The sequence below is a fragment of the Arthrobacter sp. ATA002 genome (assembly GCF_026898095.1).
Taxonomy (GTDB): Bacteria; Actinomycetota; Actinomycetes; order Actinomycetales; family Micrococcaceae; genus Arthrobacter_B.
Genome location: NZ_CP114015.1, coordinates 971,847 through 996,517 on the forward strand (window position 1 = coordinate 971,847; position 24,671 = coordinate 996,517).

The following is a 24,671-nucleotide window of genomic DNA, read 5'->3' on the forward strand; positions in this document are numbered from 1 at the left end:
CCCGGGTGCCCGGGGCCAGGCGCGGCTACGTTTTGCGCAGCAGCATCCGGGTCACCGAGTGGCCGGCATCCTTGCTGAGGACCAGCTGGGCGCGCCCGCGCGTCGGCAGGACGTTGGTCACCAGATTCGGTTCATTGATGCGCTTCCAAATATCCAGGGCCGTGGCGCGCGCCTCGCTGTCGGTGAGGCCCGCGTAGCGGTGAAAGTAGGATTCCGGATCGGCGAACGCTCCGCCGCGCAGTGACATGAAACGCTGGACGTACCATTCCTCAATGTAGGAGGTCCGGGCGTCCACATAAATGGAGAAGTCGAAGAAATCGCTCAGTGCGAGGCCCGCCCGGCCGTCGGCCCGGGTGCGGGCAGGTGCGAGGACGTTGAGGCCTTCAACGATCAGCACGTCGGGGCGGCGGACGACAATCTCCTCGTTTGGCACGATGTCGTAGGTCAGATGCGAGTAGCGCGGAGCCCGCACTTCTTCGGCGCCGCTCTTGACGGCGCTGACAAAGCGCAGCAGGGCACGGCGGTCGTAGGACTCCGGGAACCCCTTGCGATCCATCAGCCCCCGCCGCTTAAGTTCAGCGTTCGGATAAAGGAACCCGTCCGTGGTCACCAGCTCGACATTCGGCGTTTCCGGCCAGCGGCGCAGCATCTCCCGCAGCACGCGTGCCGTCGTCGACTTGCCGACCGCCACCGATCCGGCCACACCGATCACGAACGGTGTCCGCGTGGTCTTCTCGCCCAGGAATGTGGTGGTGGCGCTGTGCAGCCGCCCGGCCGCGGCGACGTAGAGATTCAGCAGGCGGGAGAGCGGCAGGTAGACCTCCCGGACCTCATCCAGGTTCAGTTTCTCGCCCAGGCCGCGAAGCCTCAGGATGTCGTCCTGGTTCAGCGGCGACCGAATTTCATTGGAAAGACGGGACCAGGTCTGCCGGTCCAGTTCCACGAACGGCGAAAAACCGCTGTCGGCTGCATTCCCGGCGGAGGCCTTGGCCGGATGGGGGACTGCCTTGGATGTATGGTCTGTCACTTTACGATTCTGCCCTGCCTTGCAGCCATTCCAAAACGGCCGTGCCGCGGCGCGGAGACCGTGTGTTTGGCGGCCGATACGGTCCTTTCGCGATGTAGCTGCTCCTGCCGGTAGTCTTAGCCCTATGTGTGGAATCGTAGGATATGCCGGTCGCCGCCCCAGTGCCGCCGCCGCAGGGGAGCTTAAGAGTCACGCGCATGGCGCGCTCGACGTCGTCATGGAAGGCCTGCGCAGGCTGGAGTACCGGGGGTACGATTCGGCGGGCGTAGCGGTGCTGACCGAAGCCGGAATTGACTCACGTAAGAAATCGGGCAAGCTGGCCAACCTGACTGCCGAGCTGGCTGCGGCCCCGCTGCCGGAGGCAACCACAGGCATCGGGCATACCCGCTGGGCGACCCACGGCGGACCCACCGACGAAAACGCCCACCCACACCTGGCTGATGGCGGGCGCCTGGCCCTGATCCACAACGGGATCATCGAGAACTTTGCCGAGCTCAAAGCGGAGCTGCTGGCCGCCGGCGCCGAGTTTATTTCCGAGACGGACACCGAGGTGGCCGCCGCCCTGCTGGCTTCGGTCTACCGCGGTGAGGGCGGGGGAGACCTGGCCCTGTCCATGCAGCTGGCCTGCCGCCGGCTCGAAGGTGCCTTCACCCTGCTGGCCATCCACGCCGATTCACCCGACGTCGTTGTCGCCGCCCGCCGCAATTCCCCGCTTGTCGTGGGGCTGGGCGACGGCGAGAACTTCCTGGGGTCGGATGTCTCGGGGTTTATCGACTTCACCCGCCGGGCCGTTGAACTGGGCCAGGACCAGATTGTCACCATCACTCCCGAATCGGTGGAAATCACCGACTTCTACGGCAATCCTGCCTCCGGCACCGAGTTCGAGGTGAATTGGGACGCCGCCGCTGCGGAAAAGGGCGGATACCCCTCCTTCATGGAGAAGGAAATCAATGACCAGCCCCAGGCCGTGGGCGACACCCTGCTGGGGCGGTCCGATCTGGAGGGCCGCCTGACCCTGGACGAGCTGCGCGTTGACCCCGAGGACCTGAAGGCCGTCAACAAGATCATGGTCCTGGCCTGCGGAACCTCCGCCTACGCCGGCCAGGTCGCCAAGTACGCCATTGAGCACTGGTGCCGGATTCCGGTGGAGGTCGAGCTCAGCCACGAGTTCCGGTACCGCGATCCAATCGTGGACGGCAACACGCTGATCGTCGCCATTTCCCAGTCCGGCGAGACCATGGACACGCTTATGGCGGTCCGCTACGCCAAGGAACAGGGCGCCAAGGTGCTGGCGATCTGCAACACCAACGGCTCCACTATTCCGCGTGAATCCGACGCCGTGCTCTACACCCACGCCGGCCCTGAAATCGCCGTCGCCTCCACGAAGGCCTTCCTGGCCCAGATCACGGCCGCCTACCTGCTCGGCCTCTACCTGGCCCAGCTGCGCGGCGACAAGTTCCAGGGCGAGATTAAGGACATGTTGACGGACCTCGCCAAGGTTCCCGCCAAGATCCAGCAGGTGCTGGACAACTCCGGGCAGATCAAGGAACTGGCCGGGCTGATGGCGGACGCCAAGTCCGTCCTCTTCCTCGGCCGCCACGTCGGATTCCCGGTGGCGATGGAAGGTGCCCTGAAGCTGAAGGAACTGGCCTACATCCACGCCGAGGGTTTCGCTGCGGGCGAGCTCAAGCACGGCCCGATAGCACTCATCGAAGAGGGGCAGCCCGTCTTCGTTGTGGTCCCCTCTCCGCGCGGCCGCGATTCGCTGCACGCCAAGGTGGTTTCCAACATCCAGGAGATCCGGGCCCGCGGTGCCAAGACCATTGTCATTGCCGAAGAAGGCGACGACGCCGTGAAGGCCTATGCCGAGCACGTCTTCTACGTGCCGGAAACACCCACCCTGCTGGCGCCGCTGCTGACCACCGTTCCGCTGCAGATTTTCGCCTGTGCCCTGGCCACGGCCAAGGGATATGACGTGGACCAGCCGCGCAACCTGGCCAAGTCCGTCACGGTCGAGTAGCCGGTGATTATCGGCATCGGGGTGGACGTGGTCGACGTGCCGCGGTTCGGGCGCCAGCTGGAACGGACGCCCGGCCTGCGCGCCCGGCTGTTCGTTCCGGCCGAACGTGAGCTGAACCTGCGGTCCCTTGCCGCGCGCTTCGCCGCGAAGGAAGCGGTTGCCAAGGCGCTGGGCGCACCGGCGGGGATGAACTGGCAGGACTGCCAAGTGGACCTCGACGCCGCCGGCGCTCCCAGCGTCAGCGTGCAGGGCACAGTTGCAGCGGCTGCCGACGCCAAGGGCGTGCGCACCTGGCACCTCTCGCTCAGCCATGACGGCGGCGTCGCCACTGCCATGGTGGTGGCCGAGGGCTGGTCTGGACCCATGATCAGTGCGTACTCCGGCACCGCTGTGCGGGCCGCGGAAAAGCCGTTGCTCGACGCCGGAGACGGTCCTGCACTGATGCAGCGGGCGGCGTACGGACTCTATGCCGCATGCGTGCGTGAACTGCTCGCCGTCCGGGGTTCGGTGTACGGGGCCCGGGTGGCGGTACTGGCCGGGGCCGGCAACAACGGCGGCGACGCCCTGTACGCTGCCGCCCGGCTGGCGCGGCGCGGGGCCGGCACCACGGCGGTCCTGACGTCCGGTAGAGCGCACCCGGAAGCCCTCGCCGAATTCCGCCGGCAGGGCGGCCGGGTGGTGCGGCTCTCTGCCGGCTCGGCCTCCGCGGCAGCCCTCTGCGCGGACGCCGACCTGCTTCTTGACGGAATCCTCGGGACCGGAGGCAGGGGCGGCCTGCGCGGGGAGGCAGCAGCACTGGCACGGCAGCTGCCCGCGGACGCCGGGCCGCTGATTATTGCCTGCGACCTGCCCAGCGGTGTGGACGCCGACACCGGGGAAACCGGCGGCGTCCATCTGGCCGCCGATCTCACCGTCACTTTCGGGGCCGTGAAGACCGGACTGCTGGCCGGCCCGGGAGCAGTCGCGGCGGGACGCATTGAGGCCGTGGACATCGGACTGCCGCTGCCGGCGTCTCCGGACGTGCGCCGGCTCGAGCCGGCGGATCTGGCCGGGCTGCTGTCCGTTCCCGCCAAGACAGACCATAAATACACCCGTGGAGTGCTCGGCATAGCCGCCGGGTCCGCCGCCTACCCCGGTGCCGCCGTTCTGGCCACCGGCGCGGCGCTGGCCGCCGGCGTCGGCATGGTCCGCTACCTGGGGCCCGAAGCAGTATGCCGCCTGGTCAACGCCGCACACCCCGAAGCCGTCTGCGCCACCGCAGCGGTTCCGCACACGCATGTCCAGGCGTGGCTTGCCGGTCCGGGAGCCGGTGCGGACGAAGACCAGCGCCGGCGCGCCCTGGACGCCATGGCGTCAGGGCTTCCCGCCGTCGTCGACGCCGATGCCGTGGGCTACGCACAGCCCGGCCTCGGGCAGCAGGTAGTTCTTACCCCGCATGCCGGTGAGCTGACGGCTCTCCTGACCAGGCTCGGCGAGACCGTCACCCGGGACCGCGTCGAAGCGGATCCGCTTCGGTACGCCCGCCTGGCGGCAGGCCTGACGGGAGCAACAGTCCTGCTCAAGGGGTGGGCCACCGTTACCGCTGCACCCACCGGCGAAACCTTCAGCCAGGCGGACGCAACGCCGTGGCTGGCCGCAGCCGGCAGCGGCGATACGCTGTCCGGCATCCTCGGATCCCTGCTCGCTACGGACCGGCACGGCCGGGACGGGTATCCCGAGCCCCCGCCCGGACACTATGCGGCCCTGGCCGCTGCTGCGGCCGCCATCCACGGCCGGGCCGGCGCCCTTGCCGCAGCCTCCGGCCCGGTGGAGCCGTCCGGGCTGCCGGCCGCCGTACGCGCCGTCGTCGGGGATCTCGCCTCCGATCCGTCCCGCGCGGCCGCCGGCGGGGCAGATGCCGGGCGGGGCTGGTAATGTCCGCCGTTTAATGCTGGGCCGAGTCTGCGGTAGAAAGTAAGTCGACATACTATTTAATTGTTGTCATCTGGACTAGTCAGGAGCTCTAAATGGAAGTTTGGCCGGGAGATGCCTATCCGCTGGGCGCGACCTATGACGGAAACGGCACCAACTTTGCCCTGTACAGCGAGGTGGCTGATTCGGTCACGCTGTGCCTGTTCGACGATGACGGCGGCGAAGAATGCGTTCGCCTTACCGAGGTGGACGGCTACGTATGGCACTGCTATCTGCCCCATGTCCAGCCCGGGCAGAAGTACGGTTACCGGGTGGACGGCCCGAACGACCCGGAAAACGGCAACCGGTGCAATCCGAACAAACTTCTCCTGGACCCCTACGCCAAGGCCGTCACCGGCGAAATCGACTGGGACCAGGCTCTGTTTGGCTACAACTTCGGCGACGAAAACTCGCGCAATGACGAAGACTCCGCGCCGCACATGATGATGGGCGTTGTCATCAACCCGTTCTTTGACTGGGACGGCGACCGCAAGCCCAGGATTCCGTACCACCAGTCGGTGATTTATGAAGCCCACGTCAAGGGACTGACCGAACGGCATCCGGACGTCCCCGAGGAGCAGCGCGGCACCTACGCCGGAGTGGCCCATCCCTCGGTCATCGCGCACCTGCAGAAGCTGGGCATCACCGCAATCGAGCTGATGCCGGTACATCAGTTCGTGAACGATTCCACGCTGCAGGACAAAGGCCTGTCCAACTACTGGGGCTACAACACCATCGGGTTCTTCGCGCCGCAGAACACCTACAGCGCCACCGGCGACAGGGGCCAGCAGGTACAGGAGTTCAAAGCCATGGTGCGCGCGCTGCATCTGGCCGGCATTGAAGTGATCCTTGACGTGGTGTACAACCACACAGCCGAGGGCAACCACCTGGGCCCCACGCTTTCCTTCCGCGGTATCGACAACCAGGCGTACTACCGGCTGATGGATGACGACAAGCGGTACTACATGGACTACACCGGCACGGGCAACTCGCTGAACGTGGGCAACCCGCACTCGCTGCAGCTGCTCATGGACTCGCTGCGTTACTGGGTGACGGAGATGCATGTGGACGGCTTCCGGTTTGACCTCGCGTCCACCCTGGCCCGCGAGTTCTACGACGTCGACAAGCTCTCCACCTTCTTCGAACTGGTGCAGCAGGACCCCGTGGTTTCCCAGGTGAAGCTGATCGCCGAGCCCTGGGACATCGGTCCGGGCGGTTACCAGGTGGGCAACTTCCCGCCGCAGTGGACGGAATGGAACGGCAAGTACCGCGACACCGTCCGTGACTTCTGGCGCGGTGAACCGTCGACGCTGGGCGAGTTCGCTTCGCGGATCACCGGTTCCGCCGATCTCTACGAGTCCTCGGCCCGCCGCCCGGTGGCCTCGATCAACTTCGTGACCGCCCACGACGGCTTTACACTGCATGACTTGGTCTCGTACAACGAGAAACACAACGAAGCCAACGGCGAAGACAACAACGACGGCGAATCCCACAACCGCTCCTGGAACTGCGGCGTGGAGGGGCCCACCGACGACCCCGCGGTGCTCTCGCTCCGTGCCCGGCAGCAGCGGAACTTCCTGGCGACCCTGCTGCTCTCGCAGGGTGTGCCGATGATCGCGCACGGCGACGAACTCGGACGCACCCAGCAGGGCAACAACAACACCTACGCGCAGGACTCCGAACTCAGCTGGATCAACTGGGACGCCATGGACGCACCGCTGATGGAATTCACGGCGGCGGTGAACACCCTGCGGGCCGAGCACCCGACATTCCGGCGCCGCCGGTTCTTCGACGGCGCCCGGTGCGCCGCGGCGAGGGCGAGGCGCTGCCGGACATCGTATGGCTGACGGAGGACGGCACGCCGATGACCCAGGATGACTGGGACACCCCGGTCAGCCGCTCGCTCGGCGTGTTCCTCAACGGCCAGGGAATCTCCGGCAAGGACGCCCGCGGGCAGCGCATCACCGACCTGAACTTCCTGCTGTACTTCAACGCCCACGACGAGGCCGTCAAGGTCACCATTCCGTCGCAGGAATACGCCCCCATGTGGGACCAGGTCATTGACACTGCGGGGGAGTACGCGGACTCGGCACCCATTCCCGCCGACGGCCAGATCACCGTCGCGGCCAAATCCATGGTGGTGCTGCGCGCCCACGAGGAGGAAGAGGAACACGACCACTCAGTGGCGGCATCCCTCGCCGTGCTGGCCGGCTCCAAGGCACAGAACCCGGCGGCCGCGGTATGAGGACCCCGCTGTCCACCTACCGTCTCCAGATCCGCCCCTCCTTCACGCTCCACGATGCCGCCGAACTCGTGCCGTACCTCTCGGACCTGGGCGTGGACTGGGTATATCTCTCGCCCATCCTCACGGCCGAGGAGGGATCGGACCACGGGTACGACGTCGTCGACCCCTCCGCCGTGGACCCGGCGCGCGGCGGGCCGGAGGGGCTGAAGGCCCTTTCCGGCGCCGCCCACGCCGCGGGTATGGGAGTGCTGGTGGATATCGTGCCCAACCACATGGGCATCGCGACGCCGCCCACCAATCCGTGGTGGTGGTCGGTGCTGGCGCAGGGCCGGCAATCACGGTATGCGGAAGCGTTCGACATCGACTGGGACGCCGGCAACGGGAAGCTTCGCCTGCCCGTGCTGGGGGACGGAGACAACGAGCTGGCCGAGCTGAAGCTGGCCGGCGGTGAACTGCACTACTACGGACACCGCTTCCCGGTAGCCGAAGGCACCGCCGGAGACAGCGACTCCGCGCAGGACGTCCATGCCCGCCAGCACTATGAACTGGTGAACTGGCGCCGCGCGGACAGCGAGCTGAACTATCGGCGTTTCTTCGGCGTCAACACCCTCGCCGGTATCCGGGTGGAGGAACCCTGGGTCTTTGAGGAGTCCCATGCCGAAATCAAGCGCTGGTTTGATGAAGGGCTTGTGGACGGACTGCGGATCGACCACCCGGACGGCCTGGCAGACCCCAAGGGCTACCTGGCCCGGCTCCGTGAACTGACCGGCGGGGCATACATCCTGGTCGAGAAAATTCTGGAGCCGGGGGAGGCCCTGCCCGGGACTGGGAAACCGAAGGCACCACCGGATATGACGCGCTCGCCGACATCGACCGGCTCTTTGTCGATCCGGAGGGCATGAAGCCGCTCACCGATCTCGTGCCCACGGAAGCCTTTGGCCACATGATCCACGGCACCAAACGGACCATCGCCGACCAGCTGCTGAACTCGGAAGTGCAGCGGCTGGTCCGCCTGCTGCCCGGCGACAGCGGACTGGATGCCGGGACAGCTGCGGACGCAGTGGCTGAGCTGCTCGCGTGCTTCCCCGTGTACCGCAGTTACCTGCCCGAGGGAGCGCAGTATCTTGCCGACGCGGTAACCGCTGCCAAGGTCCAGCGCCCCGACCTGGCCGGTGCGCTGGACAAGCTGCATCCGCTCCTCAACCCGCTGTCCGCCGCCGGGGCTGATGTGCCCGGCGGAGCAGACCTGGGTGAGCTGGCCACAAGGTTCCAGCAAACGTCGGGCATGGTGATGGCCAAAGGCGTGGAAGATACCGCGTTCTACCGGTATGCCCGGCTGACGTCGCTCAATGAAGTCGGGGCCGACCCGGCGCACTTTGCCGTGGAACCCTACGAGCTGCACAACCGGCTTCTCCGCCGGCAGCAGGAGCAGCCTGCCGCAATGACCGCCCTGAGCACTCACGACACGAAGCGCAGCGAAGACACACGGGCCCGGATTTCTGTGCTGGCCGAAATTCCGGACGAGTGGCGGGAAGCCTTCACGGCGTTGTCCTCGCTGGCGCCGATGGGCGATCCAGCCATGGAAAACCTGCTGTGGCAGGCGATTGTCGGGGCCTGGCCGCTGAGCCGGGAACGGGCTCATGCCTACGCTGAGAAAGCATCACGGGAGGCCTCCGCCAGCACCACCTGGACAGCGCCGAACCCCGAGTTCGAAGACCGGATGCACGCGGCGGTCGACGCGGCATTCGATAACGCGGAGGTGAACGCCGTCGTCGAGTCCCTGGTCGAACGCACACGTTCCGCGGGCTATTCCAACTCGCTCTCCGCGAAGCTGCTTCAGCTGACCATGCCCGGCGTACCCGACGTTTATCAGGGAACGGAGTTTTGGGACCGTTCCCTCGTGGATCCGGACAACCGCAGGGAAGTTGACTTCAACCTCCGGCGCGGGGTGCTGGCGTCCCTCACGGACACGGCCGAAGCCCCCGTCATCGACGAGGAAGCCGCCGCCAAGCTGCTGCTGGTGTCGCGCGCCCTGGGGCTCAAGCGCTCCCGTCCCGACCTGTTCACGGACTACCTGCCGGTTTCGGCAACGGGACCCGCAGCGGAACATGTGTTCGCTTTGACCGGGGCGGTGCCGTGGGCCTGGTGACCCGGCTGCCGCTGGGACTGGAACGCTCCGGCGGCTGGCGGGACACCGCCGTCGTCCTGCCGGCGGGGACCTACTCGGACGTCCTGACCGGCAGGGCCCACGAAGCAGCGGCGCCGTGCGGGCTGCGGATTTGTTTGGCATTTATCCGGTGGTGCTGCTGGTACGGAAGGACAGCGAATGAAGACCGATTTCGATGTGTGGGCGCCCAAAGCCAACACCGTGACGCTCGTAGCGGACGACCGGAAGCTGTCGATGAGCCGGGGGAGAACGGCTGGTGGCATGTCCAGCACGCGGAGCTTCCCGGAGACATCGACTACGGCTACCTTATCGACGACGCCGAAACGCCGGTGCCGGATCCCCGGTCCCGCCGGCAGCCGGAAGGGGTCCATGCGCTCTCGCGCACCTTCGACCCCGACCGGTATGAATGGCACGACGGGGACTGGTCCTCGCCGGGCCTCGACGGCGGTGCGGTCTACGAGCTGCACATCGGCACGTTTACGCCCGAGGGAACATTCGATGCTGCTGCCGGCAAGCTGGACTACCTCGTGGACCTCGGCGTGCGGTACGTGGAACTGCTTCCGGTGAACGCATTCAACGGAACACACAACTGGGGATACGACGGCGTGCTCTGGTATGCCGTACAGGAAACCTACGGGGGACCGGAAGGCTATCAGCGGTTCGTGGACGCCGCCCACGAAGCCGGACTGGGCGTCATTCAGGACGTGGTCTACAACCATCTCGGACCCAGCGGAAATTACCTTCCCATGTTCGGCCCCTACCTTTCCGACGGAAAGGGCAACACCTGGGGTGACTCGGTAAACCTCGACGGGCCGCTGTCCGACGTGGTCCGCCGCTACATCCTGGACAACATTCAGATGTGGTTCCGGGACTTTCACGTGGACGGGCTGCGGCTGGACGCGGTCCATGCCCTGCACGACGAACGGGCCGTGCACATCCTGGAGGAAATGGCCGCTGAAACCGAGAACTGTGCCCGGGAACTGGGCAAGCCGCTGTTCCTCATAGCGGAGTCCGACCTCAACGACCCGCGCCTTATCACTCCCCGGGAGCTGAACGGCTACGGCCTCACCGGACAGTGGTCGGATGACTTCCACCATGCTGCCCATACCAACCTCACAGGGGAGAACGGCGGCTACTACGAAGACTTCGATTCGCTGGCGGCCCTGGCGAAGGTGCTGCAGGACGGCTTCTTCCATGACGGTTCCTTCTCATCCTTCCGGGGCCGCACCCACGGCCGTCCGCTGAACAAGGAGGTCGTGGGCGCCCGTCAAATGGTGACCTGCATCCAAAACCACGACCAGATCGGCAACCGTGCCGCCGGGGACCGGCTCAGCGGTTCGCTGGACTACTCCCGGCTGGCCCTGGGAGCGGTGCTGAACCTGACGTCCCCGTTCACACCCATGATCTTCATGGGCGAAGAATTTGGTGCCTCCACACCGTGGCAGTTCTTCACCTCCCATCCTGAGCCCGAGCTGGGTAAAGCCACGGCGGAAGGCCGGCTGCGGGAGTTTGAGCGCATGGGTTGGGACCCCGCCACGGTACCCAACCCCCAGGATCCGGCGACGTTCGCCAACTCCAAGCTGGATTGGTCGGAGGTGGACCGGGACGGGCACGCCAGGCTGCATGACCTGTACCGCCGCCTCCTGCAGCTGCGGGCCGACCGCCCGGATTTGACGGACCCCGACCTGCGCAGCGTGCACGTGGAGTTTGACGAGGTGGGGCGCTGGCTGCTCATGCGGCGCGGAGAGACTGCCGTGGCGCTCAATTTCGCCGACGCTCCCCGGGAAATACCGGTTCCGTTCGGGAGCAGGACGAAGGTGCTGCTTGAGACGGGCGCGCCGGCCGAAGTGTACGGGGATGCCCTCCAGCTGCCGCCCTACGGGGCCGCGGTCCTGGCCGCCGGATAAGCACCGCGTTGTCCGCGGCAGTGGCAAGATGTAACCCATGACATACACTGCCGCGGACAACCGCTACGATTCCATGCCCTACCGCCGTGTCGGCCGCAGCGGGCTGCACCTGCCTGCAGTCTCGCTCGGCCTGTGGCACAACTTCGGCGACGACAAGAGCTTCGAGACCCAGCGCGCCATCCTCCGCCGGGCTTTCGACCTGGGCGTCACCCACTTCGACCTCGCCAACAATTACGGTCCGCCGTACGGATCGGCTGAAACGAACTTTGGCCGCCATTTCAAGGACGATTTCCGCCCGTACCGGGACGAACTGGTCATCTCGTCCAAAGCCGGCTACGACATGTGGCCCGGACCGTACGGCAACTGGGGATCACGCAAGTACCTGCTCGCCAGCCTGGACCAGTCGCTGGAGCGCATGGGCCTGGACTACGTGGATATTTTCTACAGCCACCGTCCCGATCCCGAGACGCCGCTGGAGGAAACGATGGGCGCCCTGGACACCGCGGTGCGGTCCGGCCGGGCCCTTTACGCCGGCATTTCCTCCTACTCACCGGATAAGACGCTCGAAGCCGCCCGTATCCTGCGTGAAATGGGCACTCCGCTGCTGATTCACCAGCCCTCCTATTCCATGCTGAACCGCTGGGTCGAGCAGGGGGACCCAAACCTGTTTGCGGCGCTGGACGAGGCCGGAGCCGGATCCATTGCCTTCTCACCGCTGGCCCAGGGCCTGCTCACAAACAAGTACCTCAACGGAATTCCGGAAGATTCACGCGCCGCAGCGGGCAAGTCCCTGGAACAGTCGCAGTTGTCGGAGGACAACCTCCGGCGCGTGCGTGGCCTGAATGACCTGGCCCAGTCCCGGGGGCAGAGCCTGGCGCAGATGGCGATTGCCTGGGTCCTGCGCCCGCAGTCCGGCGGCCCAGCCATCACCTCGGCACTCGTTGGCGCCTCGAGTGTAAAGCAGCTCGAGGACAGCCTGGCGGCGGTGACCAACCTGGACTTCACCGCCGAGGAACTGTCCGCCATCGACGCCTATGCCGTCGACTCCGACATCAACCTGTGGGCCTCGGCGCTCAAAGCCTGACCGGCACGGCCGCAGCCGGTTCACCCCGGCTGCGGCCGCCCTGTGCGCCCGAATCACGGGGCCGCTGCCGTGAGTGAAAGAATGGTTCATGTGAATGACCAACAAGCTCCTCCCGCCGCCGAACGCCAAGCCCTCATCGATTTGGCCGCCGTGCGGCACAATGTCCGCCACCTTGTTCGGCTGGCGAGCCCGGCGCGCGTAATGGCAGTCGTGAAGGCCGACGCCTACGGCCACGGTGCCGAAACGATTGCGCGCACCGCCCTGGAGGCAGGTGCATCGTGGCTCGGCGTTGCCCACATTTCGGAAGCGCTGGCCCTGCGAGACGCCGGTATTTCCGCTCCGCTCCTGGCCTGGCTGCACACCGTGGACAGTTCTTTCACTGCTGCGGTCGCAGCCGATATTGATCTTGGCCTGTCCGGCTGGGAACTGGAAAACGTAGTGGCGGCCGCCCGGGAACTCCAAATCCCGGCCCGGGTGCACCTGAAGATCGACACCGGCCTTGGCCGCAACGGTTGTCCGCCGGATCAATGGGAAGCCTTTGTCGGCCGTGCGCTGGCTTATCAGGAAGAGGGACTTCTGCGCGTCGTCGGAATCTTCTCCCATTTCTCCGTCGCCGACGAACCCGAGCGTCCCGAGACCGACGAGCAGCTCGACAGGTTCCGTACAGCCGTTGCCGTAGCTGAGGACGCCGGCGTGGACCACGAGGTGCGGCACATCGCCAACACCCCGGCGGCACTCTCGCGCCCGGACACCCACTTCGACATGGTGCGCGTGGGCCTGGGCTTGTACGGGCTTTCGCCCTTCCCCGGGCAGTCTCCGGCCGAACTGGGGCTGCGTCCGGCCATGACCCTCAAGACCACCATCGCCAACTGCAAGGAGGTCCGTGCCGGCCAGGGGGTGTCCTACGGCCTGCAGTACTCCACATCCGAGCCCACGACTCTGGCTCTGGTGCCCCTGGGCTACGCCGACGGCGTTCCCCGCGCGGGCACCGGCGGTCCCGTGTGGGTCGACGGCACCGTGTACCCCGTGGTTGGCCGCATCGCCATGGACCAGATGGTCATCGACCTCAAAGCCTCCGGCATTGCGGGCACCGGCAAGGATCTCGTGGGACGGGAAGCCGTGCTGTTTGGTGGTGTCGGGATGCCCTCGGTCGATGAATGGGCCGATGCCTGCGGCAGTATCAACTACGAGCTCATCACCCGCATCGGCTCCAGGGTGGAGCGCAAATACACGGACTCGGAAGCTGCCGAGGCCACCGGCCTGAACGGGACGGCAGAGGCATGAGCGGGCAGAACGGCGGCAACGGCGTGCCCGTGTGGGAAGAAGAGATCCGCACTGCCAATCCGGACGAAACCCAGGCGGCAGCAGAGCGGATCGGCCGCAGGCTGGAGGCCGGTGACCTGATCCTGCTGACCGGCGAGCTTGGGGCCGGAAAAACGACCTTCACCCAGGGCCTGGGCCGGGGGCTGGGGGTGCGGCCGGGCATCATTTCCCCCACCTTCGTGCTGGTGCGCATCCATCCCAGCCTCGGAGACGGGCCGAACCTGGTGCACGTGGATGCCTACCGGCTCGGCTCCAGCGGAGAGATTGACGACATCGACCTGGAGAACACCATGGACAGCTCCGTCACCGTGGTGGAGTGGGGCCGCGGATTGGTGGAGCACCTTCGGACAGCCGGCTCGAGATCACCCTGGTGCGGCCGACCGGGGCTGACACCGCCCCCAACCGGGATACCGACGGGTGGAGCTTCGACTTCGACGATGATCCTGATGAAGAGCGGAGAATTCGAATCGCCGCCTACGGTCCCCGATGGCAGGAAACTCCCCTGCGGCCCGCCGGGCCCGCGGATGGTGCCGCGCCGGCGGAGACGTAAAATGGACACCGTGCTTATTCTCTCCATTGACACCTCCGCCATCGCCAGTGCGGCACTGTTGACCGGGGAAGGGGAGATCCTGGCCGCCTTTGCCACGGAAGACACCCGTTCCCACGCCGAAGTGCTGGCTCCCGGTATCTCCAGCCTGATGGTCACCGCGGGCGTCACCTCCGCTGACCTCAACGCCGTCGTGGTGGGAACAGGGCCGGGCCCCTTCACGGGCCTGCGCTCCGGCATTGCCACCGCCCGCACCCTCGGATTCGCCTGGAACAAGCCGGTGCACGGGGTCATGAGTCTGGACGCCATCGCCGTCGATGCCGCACTGGACGCCTGGCGGCTCGGTATCGACGAGTTTGCCGTGGCTACCGATGCCAGGCGCAAGGAAGTGTACTGGGCCCATTACCGCAGTACCGGAGGCACAGCAGAACTCCTGGCCGGCCCGTTTGTCAGCGCTCCTGCCGACGTTCCGGCACTGCCTGTCTACGGCGCTGGGGCAGGCCTCTATCCGGAAATCCTGCACGGCGTTAACGGGTTCACGGATCTGCAGCCCACGGCATCCGCACTGGGACGCACCGCCGCCGTGCGTCTGGTCCGCGGGCTGCCGCTGCTGGATACCACTCCGCTCTACCTGCGTGAATCCGATGCCAAGATTCCCGGCCCCCGAAAGCGCGCGCTGTGACTGGCCCGTCCCGTCCGGACAGCTTCACCGCCATCCGGCCGATGACCTTTGACGACATTGCCGCCGTCAACGGGCTCGAGCAGGCACTGTTCCCGGTGGATGCCTGGCCGCTGCAAATGTTCTACGACGAGCTGAACCAGGCGGACACCCGTTCCTATTACGTTGCCGAGGATCCCGACGGAGATGTTGTTGGCTACGCGGGGCTGATGTGCGTGCTGCCCATTGCCGACGTGCAGACGATCGCCGTCGCGCCGGGGGCCGAGGGCGCCGGCATCGGTTCGGCGCTGCTGGAAACCCTCATTAACGAGGCGAAGCAGCGGGGAGCCGACGACGTGCTGTTGGAAGTTCGCGCCGATAATCCCCGGGCGCAGCGGCTCTACCGCTGGTTCGGGTTCGAGCAGATCCACGTCCGGCCGCGCTATTACCGCGACGGCGCTGACGCACTCATTATGCGGCTGCCCCTTTCCGCCTGGAACGGGTCTCCGCGAGCCACAACGAAGGACACTGAATGAACCGCACCGACCCCCTGGTGCTTGGCATCGAATCATCCTGTGACGAAACCGGCGTCGGCATTGTCCGCGGCGCCAAGCTGCTGACCAATACGGTGTCCTCCTCCATGGAGGAGCACGTTCGCTTTGGCGGAGTCATTCCGGAAATTGCCTCCCGCGCCCATCTGGATGCGTTTGTGCCGACGCTCAGGCAGGCCCTGGACGACGCCGGAGTGACGCTTGAAGAGGTTGACGCGATCGCAGTGACGTCCGGGCCGGGGCTGGCCGGCGCCCTGATGGTCGGTGTCTGCGCCGCGAAGGCGCTCGCCGCCGCCACCGGAAAGCCGTTGTATGCCATCAACCACCTGGTGGCGCACGTGGGGGTGGGCGTGCTCGACGGCGGTGACCTGCCGGAGAACCTTGGAGCCCTGCTGGTTTCCGGAGGCCACACCGAGATCCTCCGGGTGAAGTCGCTGACGGGGGATGTTCAGTTGCTGGGGTCGACGATCGACGACGCCGCCGGCGAGGCCTATGACAAGGTGGCCCGGATTCTCGGGCTGGGGTATCCCGGCGGTCCCGCCATCGACAAGCTCGCCCGGAGCGGCAACCCGAAGGCGGTCCGCTTTCCCCGCGGCCTGACCCAGCCCAAATACATGGGCACCGCCGAGGAACCCGGGCCCCACCGCTACGACTGGTCCTTCTCCGGGCTCAAGACGGCCGTGGCCCGGTGCGTGGAACAGTATGAGGCCGCCGGGGAAGAGCTTCCCGTGGCCGACATCGCAGCGTCCTTCCAGGAAGCCGTGGTGGACGTCATCACGACCAAGGCGGTTCTGGCCTGCACTGAACACGGCATCACAAACCTGCTGCTCGGCGGGGGAGTAGCCGCCAACTCCCGGCTCCGGGAGCTGACGGCGCAGCGCTGTGCGGCCAAAGGCATCACGCTGCGCGTGCCGCCAATATCCCTGTGCACGGACAACGGTGCCATGGTTGCAGCGTTGGGTGCACAGGTGGTGATGGCGGGCGCCGAGCCTTCGGGTCTTGGCTTTGCTCCGGACCCGTCCATGCCGGTCACCAGCATCCATCTTTAGCGGTTCTCCGAGGGTCTGGTGGCTCTTGGGCCCGGCTGGCCCTGAAGGCCCTGCTGGTTAGGGAGGCCTTGGAACCGGGAGGCCCCGGTGCCGCAGAGGTGTAGCAGTGTCCGGTGGGAGTCACCGTTTCGACGGTGTGCCTGCTGCTGGCCGGTGTCGCTGCCGAATCTGTGCCGGCGGCGGTGGCGGAAAGGGCGTGCGTCGTCCAGCCGGGTGCTTCCTTGGCCTGGTTACAGGCCTGGCAGAGTCCCTGGATGTTCACCACGGTGGTAGGTCCGCCTTCGCGGGCGGGCTGGATGTGGTCGTAGTGGCGGATCGGGGCACCGCACCACGGGGTCCGGCAGATTTGGTCCCGGGCCGCGATCAGCCGGGCCAGCCCGTGGGGCACCAGCCGGGCACGGGAATCCATCGCCGTGAGCGCCCCCGTATCCGGGGCCACGTAGAGCCGGCGGAGCCAGGTCTCAGTCTGCGGGTCCGGCCGGCGCGGCGGGGCTGCACCCCAGGCTGGCCCGACACGTCCGGTTCCGGCCCAGCCGGAAGGACCTTGTGAATGGTCGGGACGTCCTGCCTGATCACCGGACCTGCCCTGAGCATCGAACCGGTCGTCGGGGTGAGAATCCGGGTAAGTGCCGCTTGAAGGAGGATCATCTGGTTGTGGGTCATCCGGTTCCGAGTTTGGTTCTAGGTCCGATTCCGGGTTAGGTCCGCGGATCAGGTCCCGAGCCCACTGCGCGGGAACCATTCCATAACCAGCCAGAACCGCCGGCTCCGCCCCGTCAGGCACGAAGGACTCGGCTACGTCTGTTGGGATCCGGTCCTGCCCCTGCTCCTGGCTCTTATCTGTGTCTCTAACCTTGTCCTGGCCCTGGCCCTGGCCCTGGCCCTGGCCCTGGCCGTGGCCGTGGCCGTGGCCCTGTCGCTGGGGCAGGATGCCGTGGAGTAGGGCCTGGTCCGTCATGATCAGTTGCACCTCGATCCGGGCGTCTTCGGCCCGGGCCTGACCGGTAGCCCGCTCCACGAACGTGTCCGCCATGATCTGGCCCTTCGTCCGGGGATCCCCGGCAGCCCGCAACCGGTCCGCTTCCCGGGTCAACGCCGCATACACGCCCACCCCCTGCGCCACCGGCAGCAGAGCCGTCAGATACGTCATGGTGTCCGGAGCCGGACGGCAGGACACAAACCGCTCCGACACCGCATGCGCGGCCCGCTTGACCACCGCATGCGGATCCAACCCGTACGACAACGACTTGATCCTCGCGATGAGTTTCCGGTCCCCGAGCTGCTCCAGCTCGGCCAGGTTCCCCGCGACCACCTCGTCGACTTTTTGCCGGTCCGCCAGGGTCAGGCACGCTGTTTCCCGGACCAGGAGCATCGCCCGCCACTCACTAATCACCCCCAGGGTCAGGGCGTGCAGGGTGTGGGGCATTTCCGTGGTCAGGATCCGCGCCAACCCCAGCAACCGGGTCCCGTGATGCGGGGATTCCCGGCGGGCCAGCGCGATCTGCGCCGCGACGCCGCGGCCCAGCTGTTCCTTCTTCACCCCGGCAGCGGCCTGCGCGCGGCGGGTCGCGGCGTCGAAGATGGCGGCGGCCTGGGCCTGGGCCGCGGACGCGGCGGCTTTCAGCTCCTCCAGAGCACGGATTTGGTCAATCAACCCGGCGAGAAGTTCGGCTTCTGCTGGGACAGGCGCAGTAGGGCTGACGGCTCGGTGACTCTGCAGCGATTCGTACATGTGTTCTATGTTAGTAACGCATGTCACAGAATGGACGGTTTGTCGCTACGGGACAAATACTCGACTGCCGCGAACTGCCACCGGTCCGCACGGCAGAAACCCGCCGCCGTCGTCCCCGCGGTCTTAGCCTTCGCCGCGCAGCTGGCGGATGCCGTCCTGGACCACTGCGCGCAGGTCGCCGCCGTTTTCAGCAGCTATGCGGCGCTGCCGCTGGTAGCCCGCTCCACGTTCGATGATGGTGCGCACATCGGCCAGCTCGGCGGTGCAGCCGAGCTTCTCGGCTACCGGTGCCAGGCGCGGCAGGACGTCTTCGAGGAGGTGGTCGGTCACCAGCTTCTCGTTGCCCGCAGCGTCGAGGATGATGATGGCGTCCAGTCCATACCGGGCCGCGCGCCATTTGTTTTCCTGTACGTGCCACGGAGGCATGGTGGGAATGGTGCCGCCGTTGTCGAGGATGGTCGAGAACTCGTCCACCAGACACTGGGTCAGGGCGGCAAGGGCGCCAACGTCCTGAATAGTGGCCATTCCGTCACAGATGCGCATTTCAATAGTTCCCAGACCGGGAACCGGACGTACGTCCCAGCGGATCTCGCTGATCGAGTCGATGACTCCGGTGGTGAACATGTCCTGCACGTAGGACTCATACTCTGCCCAGGAACCGAACTGGAAAGGCAGCCCCGCCGTCGGCAGCTGCTGGAACATCAGCGCACGCTGCGACGCGTAACCGGTGTCCTCGCCCGACCAGTACGGGGAGGAAGCGGACAGAGCCTGGAAATGCGGGAAGTAATTGACCAGCCCGTCAAGGACCGGCAGCGCCTTGTCCCTGGAATCCAGGCCTACGTGCACATGTACGCCGTAAATGAGCATCTGCTGGCCCCACCACTGCGTACGGTCGATCAGCTTGGCGTAGCGTTCCTTGTCCGTGACCGGCTGTGACCGCGGGGCGCTGAACGGATGCGAACCGGAACAGAACAGTTCCACGCCCATGGGGTCGGTGACCCGGCGCAGGGCGTCGAGGGAGCGGGTCAGGTCTGCCTTGGCCTCGGCGACGGTGTTGCACACGCCGGTAACCAGCTCGACAGTATTCTCGAGGAGCTCCTGCTTAATGTGCGGATGCTCGTCATCTTCGCTGATGCCCGGATGCGCTGCGCTGACGCCGCGCAGGACTTCGTCCGCCACGGACACCAGATCTCCCGTGGTCCGGTCGACAAGTGCCAGCTCCCATTCAACGCCGAGCGTGGACTGAGCTGATTGGGCGAAACCGATTTCCAAACTGTCTCCTGCTGTAATGCATATTCTTCGGAGGAACCCCGACCCGCATCATCGCGCTTGAGAACCCGGGTTCAATCCTAGCCGTGCAGGGGAGGCAAACCGTCCACCAGCCGGGACAGGGCATCTGCGGTGAGCGCCGTGTACAGCGGGACGGCATCCGGATAGATGAATTCGCCGCGGGCATGCGCTCCGCCGCCGACGGCGCCCATGCCGCACAGCACCGGCACGCCCAGCGCGGCAACAAAGTTGGCGTCGCTGGCGCCGCCCACGGACGTATCCTGCAAGTCGAGGCCCATTGAATGGGCGGCTTCGCGGACAAGTGCCAGCAGCGGGTCGCCGGGCTGCGCCGTCATCGGCGGGCGGTTCCAGTAATGGTCGATTTCCAGGCGCACCCGGGGGTCACTGACCCCGACGGCGTCCAGCTCCCGGTCCACGCGCTCCATTTCGGCTGCCGTTTCCACCCGGATATCGATCGTGGCGCTGGCCCGCCCTGCGGAAACGTTGCTTCCTGAACCGCCCTCAATGAGCCCCACGTTGACTGAGGTACCGCGGCTGAGATCGGCGACGCCGACGGCGGCCGTCACGAATTCCGCCAGCGCATGGATGGCGCTGGCGCCGCTGCCGGATCCAGCCCGGCATGGGCCTCCACCCCGGTGGAGGTTACGGTGAAGATGCCCACGCCCTTGCGGCCCGTCTTGACCGCTCCGCCGGCGGTGGCCTCCAGCACCAGGACGGCGTCGGCGTCGTGGGCGGCCTTTTCGATCGCTGCACGAGAGCCGTCTGAGCCGATTTCCTCATCGCCGTTGAAGAGGAAAGTTATCGTCGGACGAGGCTTTCCACTGTCCTGCAGGAGCTTCAACGCCCAGATTCCCTGGACCAGCCCGGTTTTCATGTCGAAGATGCCCGGGCCGGATAATGTCGTCCGGGCAGTGTCGTCGGTTCCTTCGGTGAGCGGCCATCCGGCCAGAGTGCCCGCCGGCCACACTGTGTCGTAGTGGGCCAGGATGAGCACGTGACCCGGCCCGGAACCCGGATAGGTGACTTTCAGCGTGGCGCCGAGAACACCGTCGTCCTCCAGCTGTTCAGCCGCCGGTGCGCCCAGCCGCAGCTGGATCAGGGAGCGCACCTGATTCAATCCGGCATCGAGCCCGGCGCGGTCCCTGCTGTAGGTTTCAATCTCCACCAGGGAAGCGATGTCGGCGATGATCTCGGGAAGGCTGGAGCGGGCGGTGTCGAGCAGGTTGTTCATGGTTCTCCTGGTAGGGCAGTAACAGCACCGGGTGCAACGGAAACGGCGTGGAATGGGAACGACGTGGAACGGGAACTTAGATCCCGAACGGAATGCCGAGCGCGTACCACAGCATGAAGAAGGCCATCCATACCACCCAGATGACCATGGCCAGCGGGATAGTGAAGGAAGCCAGGGTGCCGATACCTGCGGACTGGCGGTACTTTTGGACGAATCCCAGGGCCATCACGAAATAGGGGCTCATCGGAGTGACGCAGTTGGTGACGGAATCCGCGATCCGGTACATCGCCTGCGTCGTCGCCGGCTCTATGTCCAGGAGCATGAGCATTGGCACGAAAATCGGAGCGGCCAGCGACCACATGGCGGATCCAGACGTGATGATGAAGTTCATGACCGAAATCAGGACGGCGATTCCGAGGAGGATGGCCCAGCCGGGTGCATTGATGCTGTCCAGGGTCCGTGCCCGCTGATGGCGAGGACTTCACCCATGCCCGTCCATTTGAAGTAGGCCAGGAACTGTGAAATGGCGAAAAACAGGACCAGGATCGGTGCCATCGACTTGATGCCCTCGATCATGGCCCCCGTGACGTCGGAGCCACTCGTGAACGTTCCGGCCGAGCGCCCGTAGACGACGCCGATCACGGCGAAAAAGAGCCCGATGACAAAGGCCATGCCGCCGATGACCGGCGAGTTCAGCACTCCGCCCGCTTCTCCGCGGAAGGGGAGCCGGCGGGAATCAGCGATGCGGCCATTGCGGCCAGGAACAGCAGCGCGGTGATGCCGGCGAGGCGCAGTGCGCGGCGTTCGCGGGTGGAGATGCGCAGGTCGGCCACCGAGCCGGCTGGCTCGTCGCTGGCATCGGCTTCCAGATCCGGGCGTTTGGAAAGGACTTTCTCAACGACCACCGTGATGGTCAGGGAGATCAGGACGGAGGACGCCAGGCTGAAAAAGTAGTTGGCCAGCGGCGTGACGACGACGGAGGAATCGATGGTGCCCGCAGCGGCCGTGGTGATGGAGGAAAGCAGGACGTCGGTGGTGGTGAGCGAGGGGGACGCGTCGTATCCGGCGGAAATGGAGACGAAGGCGACAATGGCGCCTAGGACCGGGCTCTTGCCGACGGCCCGGAAAACCAGGGCTCCGAGGGGATCAGCGTTACGTAGGCAGCGTCTCCGGCCACATGGCCCAGCATGGCTGCCATGGCCAGGGCGAAGGTCACGTACTTGGCCGGGACCTTCGTGACGGTGTTCCGCAGCAGCGTGTCGATCAGGCCGCTCTTCTCCGCAATCGCGATGCCGAGCATGGTGGTCAGGATGGTTGCCAGCGGAGGAAACGACGCGAAGTTTGCGACGGCGTCACCGATCATGGTCTGGATGCCGGCGGCGCTCAGGAGACTGCGCACTTCGACGGCGTCGCCCGTGCTGGGGCTGACCGCGGAAACCCTGCTGCTTCCAGGGCCGCGCTGAGGACGATAACGACTCCGGACAGGATGCAGAACAGCCAGAACGGATGCGGCAGAAGGTTGCCGATCCGCTCAATCGCTGAAAAGACGCGGAACGCTGCACGCATTCCCCGTGACTGCTCGACGGCGGCGGTTTGTGCCACTGTTCCCCCTGCTGCGTGGTGATGGATTCGCTGCCGGTTTGGCACCGAAAGCAGGCACCGGCCCGCGGGAACGGGTATGCCCACAGGAGAACCTAGTGCAGGAAGTGTCCTGAGAAAAGGATGACTATTTGTTACTCTCCGGCTTGGGCAGGGGCCGGGGGAACATACTTTCCTCGCCGCCGGGGAAGCGGACCGACATAATGGGACTGTGCCCATCCTGAATAAAGACATGACCCTGTGCATATCCCTGGCGGCGCGGCCGTCCAATATTGGAACACGCTTCCATAATTACCTGTATGACCTGCTGGACCTGAACTTCGTCTACAAGGCCTTCGCTCCGACGGACCTTGCCCAGGCAGTGGCCGGTGTGCGGGGCCTGCCGGTCCGCGGCTGCGCCGTGTCCATGCCGTACAAGGAAGACGTTATTGCCCTGGTGGACAAGATGGATGTGTCGGCCCGGGCCATCAACTCGGTCAACACGATAGTGAACGACGACGGCGTCCTCACCGCCTACAACACTGACTACCTCGCGGTCGCCCGGCTGCTGGCCGACCACCACGTCCCGGCCGCCTCGTCCGTGCTGCTGCAGGGCTCCGGCGGGATGGCCAAAGCCGTTGCTGCTGCGCTGCACGATGCCGGGTTCTCGGATGTCACCATCGTGGCCCGGAACGAGGGCACGGGACGGGCGCTGGCCGATTCCTACGACTTCAATTGGCTGTCCGCGGCGGCAGGGGCCACCGCGGACCTGCTCATCAACGCCACCCCGCTCGGTATGGCGGGCGGACACGAAGCGGTCCAGTCCTTCGATGACGCGGCGGTCGCCGGCGCCCGCACCGTGTTCGACGTCGTCGCCCTGCCCGCGGAAACGCCGCTGGTCAGCGCCGCCCGCGCCGCCGGCAAGAGCGTGATCACGGGTGCCGAGGTCATCGCGATCCAGGCGGAAGAGCAGTTCGTGCTCTATACCGGGGTCCGGCCCACACCGGAGCAGGTCCGGGCGGCCAGCGAATTCTCCCGCGCCTGAACGGCCCTACGCCGCGGAACCCACCGGTTCCACGACGATCGCGACCCGGTCCTCCCCGAGCCGGGTCAGGACGAGCGTGGCCTTGTTCGGCCCTTTGCCGGAGCCGGTCAGCAGCTGCCTGCGCAGCTCCTCGGGCGTCACCGACATGCCGCGCTTCTTGATGTCCAGCACGCCGATCCCGCTGGCCTTCACCCAGGCCTTGAGCGCCCTGACGTTGTACGGACGCACTTCCAGCACCCGGTACGCCCGGGCAAACGGCGTTTCCATCAGTTCCGGTGCCCCGATGTAAGCAATGTGCTCATCCAGCAGATGCCCGCCCAGGGAGCGTGCGACGTCGGCCACGAGGCCCGCGCGGATGACCGCGCCGTCGGGCTCGTAAAGGTAGGCGTCCACGGGGCCGACGGCGACGTCCTCGCTTCCGGGGGCATAGTCCAGCGGCGAGGTGAGTTCCGCGGCGCCGTTGGGCCCGATCACCAGGGCCGCGCGGCGGACACCGCCACGGCGCAGGGCGTTGAACCACAGCGTCGCCTCCGTGACGTCACCGTCCACGGAAACCCACTGGGCTTCGCAGTTTTCCGGCAGCGCTTCGTGCGGGATGCCGGGACCCATCTTCACGCCCACGGGCAGTCCTGCGTCAGCCAGGGACTCCACGAACGAGAGCGGCGGGGAAAAGGCCTCCGGGTCGAAAATGCGGGTGGTGCCTGAGGTCGAGGTGGTCCGGCGGGCCGGATCCAGCCACACGCCGTCGAACCCGGTCAGGTCGAACTCCTCGGCAGCGCCCTGGACGACCGTGGCATTGGGCCAGGGCATGAGGTTGATGGTGGCAGCAGCCGCGGTGATCTCATCGAGCTCGACGGCGGTCACCTGCCGGTCCAGGGTGGCCAGGGCCAGGGAATCGGCGCCGATTCCGCAGCCCAGATCCGCAATTTTCTCCAGCCCGGCCTGGACATACCGCTGGGCGTGCAGCGCTGCGACGTTCAGGCGCGTAGCCTGCTCCAGCCCCGGCGCGGTGAAGAGCATGTGTTCGGCGAAGGGCCCGAATTTGCCCCGGGCCTTCATCCGCAGCTTTGCCTGGGTCAGGACGGCGGCCACCACCTCGGGGAGTGGCCCGCTTTGCGCAGGTCGGTGTTCAGTTTGAAGGACTCCGACTCCAGATACGGGCCCAGGGAGTTCAGCAGCTCCCAGCCTTCGGACGTCAGGACATGGGCAAGGGAGGTATCCGGCATGCCTACCAGCCTAGTTCTTCTGCCCCCGGGCACGTTAGCTG

14 protein-coding genes and 8 pseudogenes are annotated in these 24,671 nt (G+C 66.3%); 13 read left to right on the plus strand and 9 right to left on the minus strand.

All coding sequences use genetic code 11. The features are described 5' to 3' along the window. Positions 1-25: 25 nt before the first annotated feature. Positions 26-943 carry a type I pantothenate kinase gene (gene coaA, locus OL239_RS04970; protein WP_268911661.1) on the minus strand — a complete coding sequence of 306 codons (918 nt, stop codon included), beginning with the start codon at positions 941-943 and terminating at the stop codon, positions 26-28. A 208-nt stretch (positions 944-1,151) separates the two neighbouring features. Between coaA and glmS the strand changes: the two genes are divergently transcribed. The 12 genes and pseudogenes from glmS to tsaD all read left to right on the plus strand — a co-directional run bounded on the left by glmS (position 1,152) and on the right by tsaD (position 16,528). Beyond that, the gene (gene glmS / locus OL239_RS04975) at positions 1,152-3,047 is read left to right on the plus strand and encodes a glutamine--fructose-6-phosphate transaminase (isomerizing) (protein ID WP_268910970.1); all 1,896 of its coding nucleotides are present in this window, start codon (positions 1,152-1,154) and stop codon (positions 3,045-3,047) included. Positions 3,048-3,050: 3 nt separating this feature from the next. After that, positions 3,051-3,398: pseudogene (locus OL239_RS04980) on the plus strand (holo-ACP synthase); the annotation flags it as partial. A gap of 90 nt (positions 3,399-3,488) precedes the next feature. Next, entirely contained in the window at positions 3,489-4,961 is a 1,473-nt protein-coding gene (locus tag OL239_RS04985; protein ID WP_268911662.1) for an NAD(P)H-hydrate epimerase, read from the plus strand. Positions 4,962-5,053: 92 nt separating this feature from the next. After that, positions 5,054-7,242: pseudogene (gene glgX, locus OL239_RS04990) on the plus strand (glycogen debranching protein GlgX). Next, positions 7,239-9,572: pseudogene (treY, locus tag OL239_RS04995) on the plus strand (malto-oligosyltrehalose synthase). The pseudogenes glgX and treY overlap by 4 nt, the downstream one beginning before the upstream one ends. Then, a pseudogene (treZ, locus tag OL239_RS05000) lies at positions 9,569-11,316 on the plus strand (malto-oligosyltrehalose trehalohydrolase). Before treY ends, treZ begins: the two co-directional pseudogenes overlap by 4 nt. Positions 11,317-11,353: 37 nt before the next feature. Further along, a complete protein-coding gene (gene mgrA, locus OL239_RS05005; RefSeq protein ID WP_268910971.1) occupies positions 11,354-12,400 on the plus strand; it encodes an L-glyceraldehyde 3-phosphate reductase in 1,047 nt (348 codons plus the stop codon). Between the two features lie 81 nt (positions 12,401-12,481). Next, positions 12,482-13,684, plus strand: coding sequence for an alanine racemase (gene alr, locus OL239_RS05010; RefSeq protein WP_442864220.1), 1,203 nt, complete (start codon positions 12,482-12,484; stop codon positions 13,682-13,684). After that, positions 13,681-14,273, plus strand: a pseudogene (tsaE, locus tag OL239_RS05015) (tRNA (adenosine(37)-N6)-threonylcarbamoyltransferase complex ATPase subunit type 1 TsaE). Before alr ends, tsaE begins: the two are co-directional and overlap by 4 nt. Before the next feature lie 10 nt (positions 14,274-14,283). Continuing rightward, positions 14,284-14,952, plus strand: coding sequence for a tRNA (adenosine(37)-N6)-threonylcarbamoyltransferase complex dimerization subunit type 1 TsaB (gene tsaB / locus OL239_RS05020; RefSeq protein WP_268911663.1), 669 nt, complete (start codon positions 14,284-14,286; stop codon positions 14,950-14,952). A gap of 41 nt (positions 14,953-14,993) precedes the next feature. Further along, positions 14,994-15,464, plus strand: a complete 471-nt coding sequence (gene rimI / locus OL239_RS05025) for a ribosomal protein S18-alanine N-acetyltransferase (protein WP_268911664.1) — start codon at positions 14,994-14,996, stop codon at positions 15,462-15,464. Then, positions 15,461-16,528: a tRNA (adenosine(37)-N6)-threonylcarbamoyltransferase complex transferase subunit TsaD gene (gene tsaD, locus OL239_RS05030; protein ID WP_268910973.1), complete on the plus strand. Its 1,068-nt coding sequence runs from the start codon at positions 15,461-15,463 to the stop codon at positions 16,526-16,528. The genes rimI and tsaD overlap by 4 nt, the downstream gene beginning before the upstream one ends. Here tsaD and OL239_RS05035 read toward each other — a convergent pair. The 7 genes and pseudogenes from OL239_RS05035 to OL239_RS05075 all read right to left on the minus strand — a co-directional run bounded on the left by OL239_RS05035 (position 16,509) and on the right by OL239_RS05075 (position 22,383). Continuing rightward, the gene (locus OL239_RS05035; protein ID WP_268910974.1) at positions 16,509-18,260 is read right to left on the minus strand and encodes an HNH endonuclease; all 1,752 of its coding nucleotides are present in this window, start codon (positions 18,258-18,260) and stop codon (positions 16,509-16,511) included. The genes tsaD and OL239_RS05035 overlap by 20 nt on opposite strands. A 123-nt stretch (positions 18,261-18,383) precedes the next feature. Further along, on the minus strand, positions 18,384-19,532 hold the full coding sequence (locus OL239_RS05040) for a glutamate--cysteine ligase (protein WP_268910975.1): 1,149 nt from the start codon (positions 19,530-19,532) through the stop codon (positions 18,384-18,386). 77 nt (positions 19,533-19,609) lie between these two features. Beyond that, positions 19,610-20,137 (minus strand): M20/M25/M40 family metallo-hydrolase, encoded by a 528-nt coding sequence (locus tag OL239_RS05045; RefSeq protein WP_268911665.1) that lies wholly within the window; start codon positions 20,135-20,137, stop codon positions 19,610-19,612. Continuing rightward, entirely contained in the window at positions 20,113-20,781 is a 669-nt protein-coding gene (locus OL239_RS05050) for a M20/M25/M40 family metallo-hydrolase (protein ID WP_268910976.1), read from the minus strand. The genes OL239_RS05045 and OL239_RS05050 overlap by 25 nt, the downstream gene beginning before the upstream one ends. Before the next feature lie 76 nt (positions 20,782-20,857). Further along, a pseudogene (locus OL239_RS20025) lies at positions 20,858-21,453 on the minus strand (AbgT family transporter). A 20-nt stretch (positions 21,454-21,473) separates the two neighbouring features. Continuing rightward, positions 21,474-22,180: pseudogene (locus tag OL239_RS20030) on the minus strand (AbgT family transporter). Continuing rightward, a complete protein-coding gene (locus OL239_RS05075; RefSeq protein WP_268910979.1) occupies positions 22,165-22,383 on the minus strand; it encodes an AbgT family transporter in 219 nt (72 codons plus the stop codon). The pseudogene OL239_RS20030 and the gene OL239_RS05075 overlap by 16 nt, the downstream one beginning before the upstream one ends. Before the next feature lie 208 nt (positions 22,384-22,591). On the opposite strand from OL239_RS05075, the gene OL239_RS05080 reads away from it, so the two are divergent. Beyond that, on the plus strand, positions 22,592-23,404 hold the full coding sequence (locus OL239_RS05080; protein ID WP_268910980.1) for a shikimate 5-dehydrogenase: 813 nt from the start codon (positions 22,592-22,594) through the stop codon (positions 23,402-23,404). A gap of 6 nt (positions 23,405-23,410) precedes the next feature. Here the strand turns inward: OL239_RS05080 and OL239_RS05085 are convergent. After that, positions 23,411-24,630, minus strand: a pseudogene (locus OL239_RS05085) (class I SAM-dependent methyltransferase). Positions 24,631-24,671 lie beyond the last annotated feature (41 nt).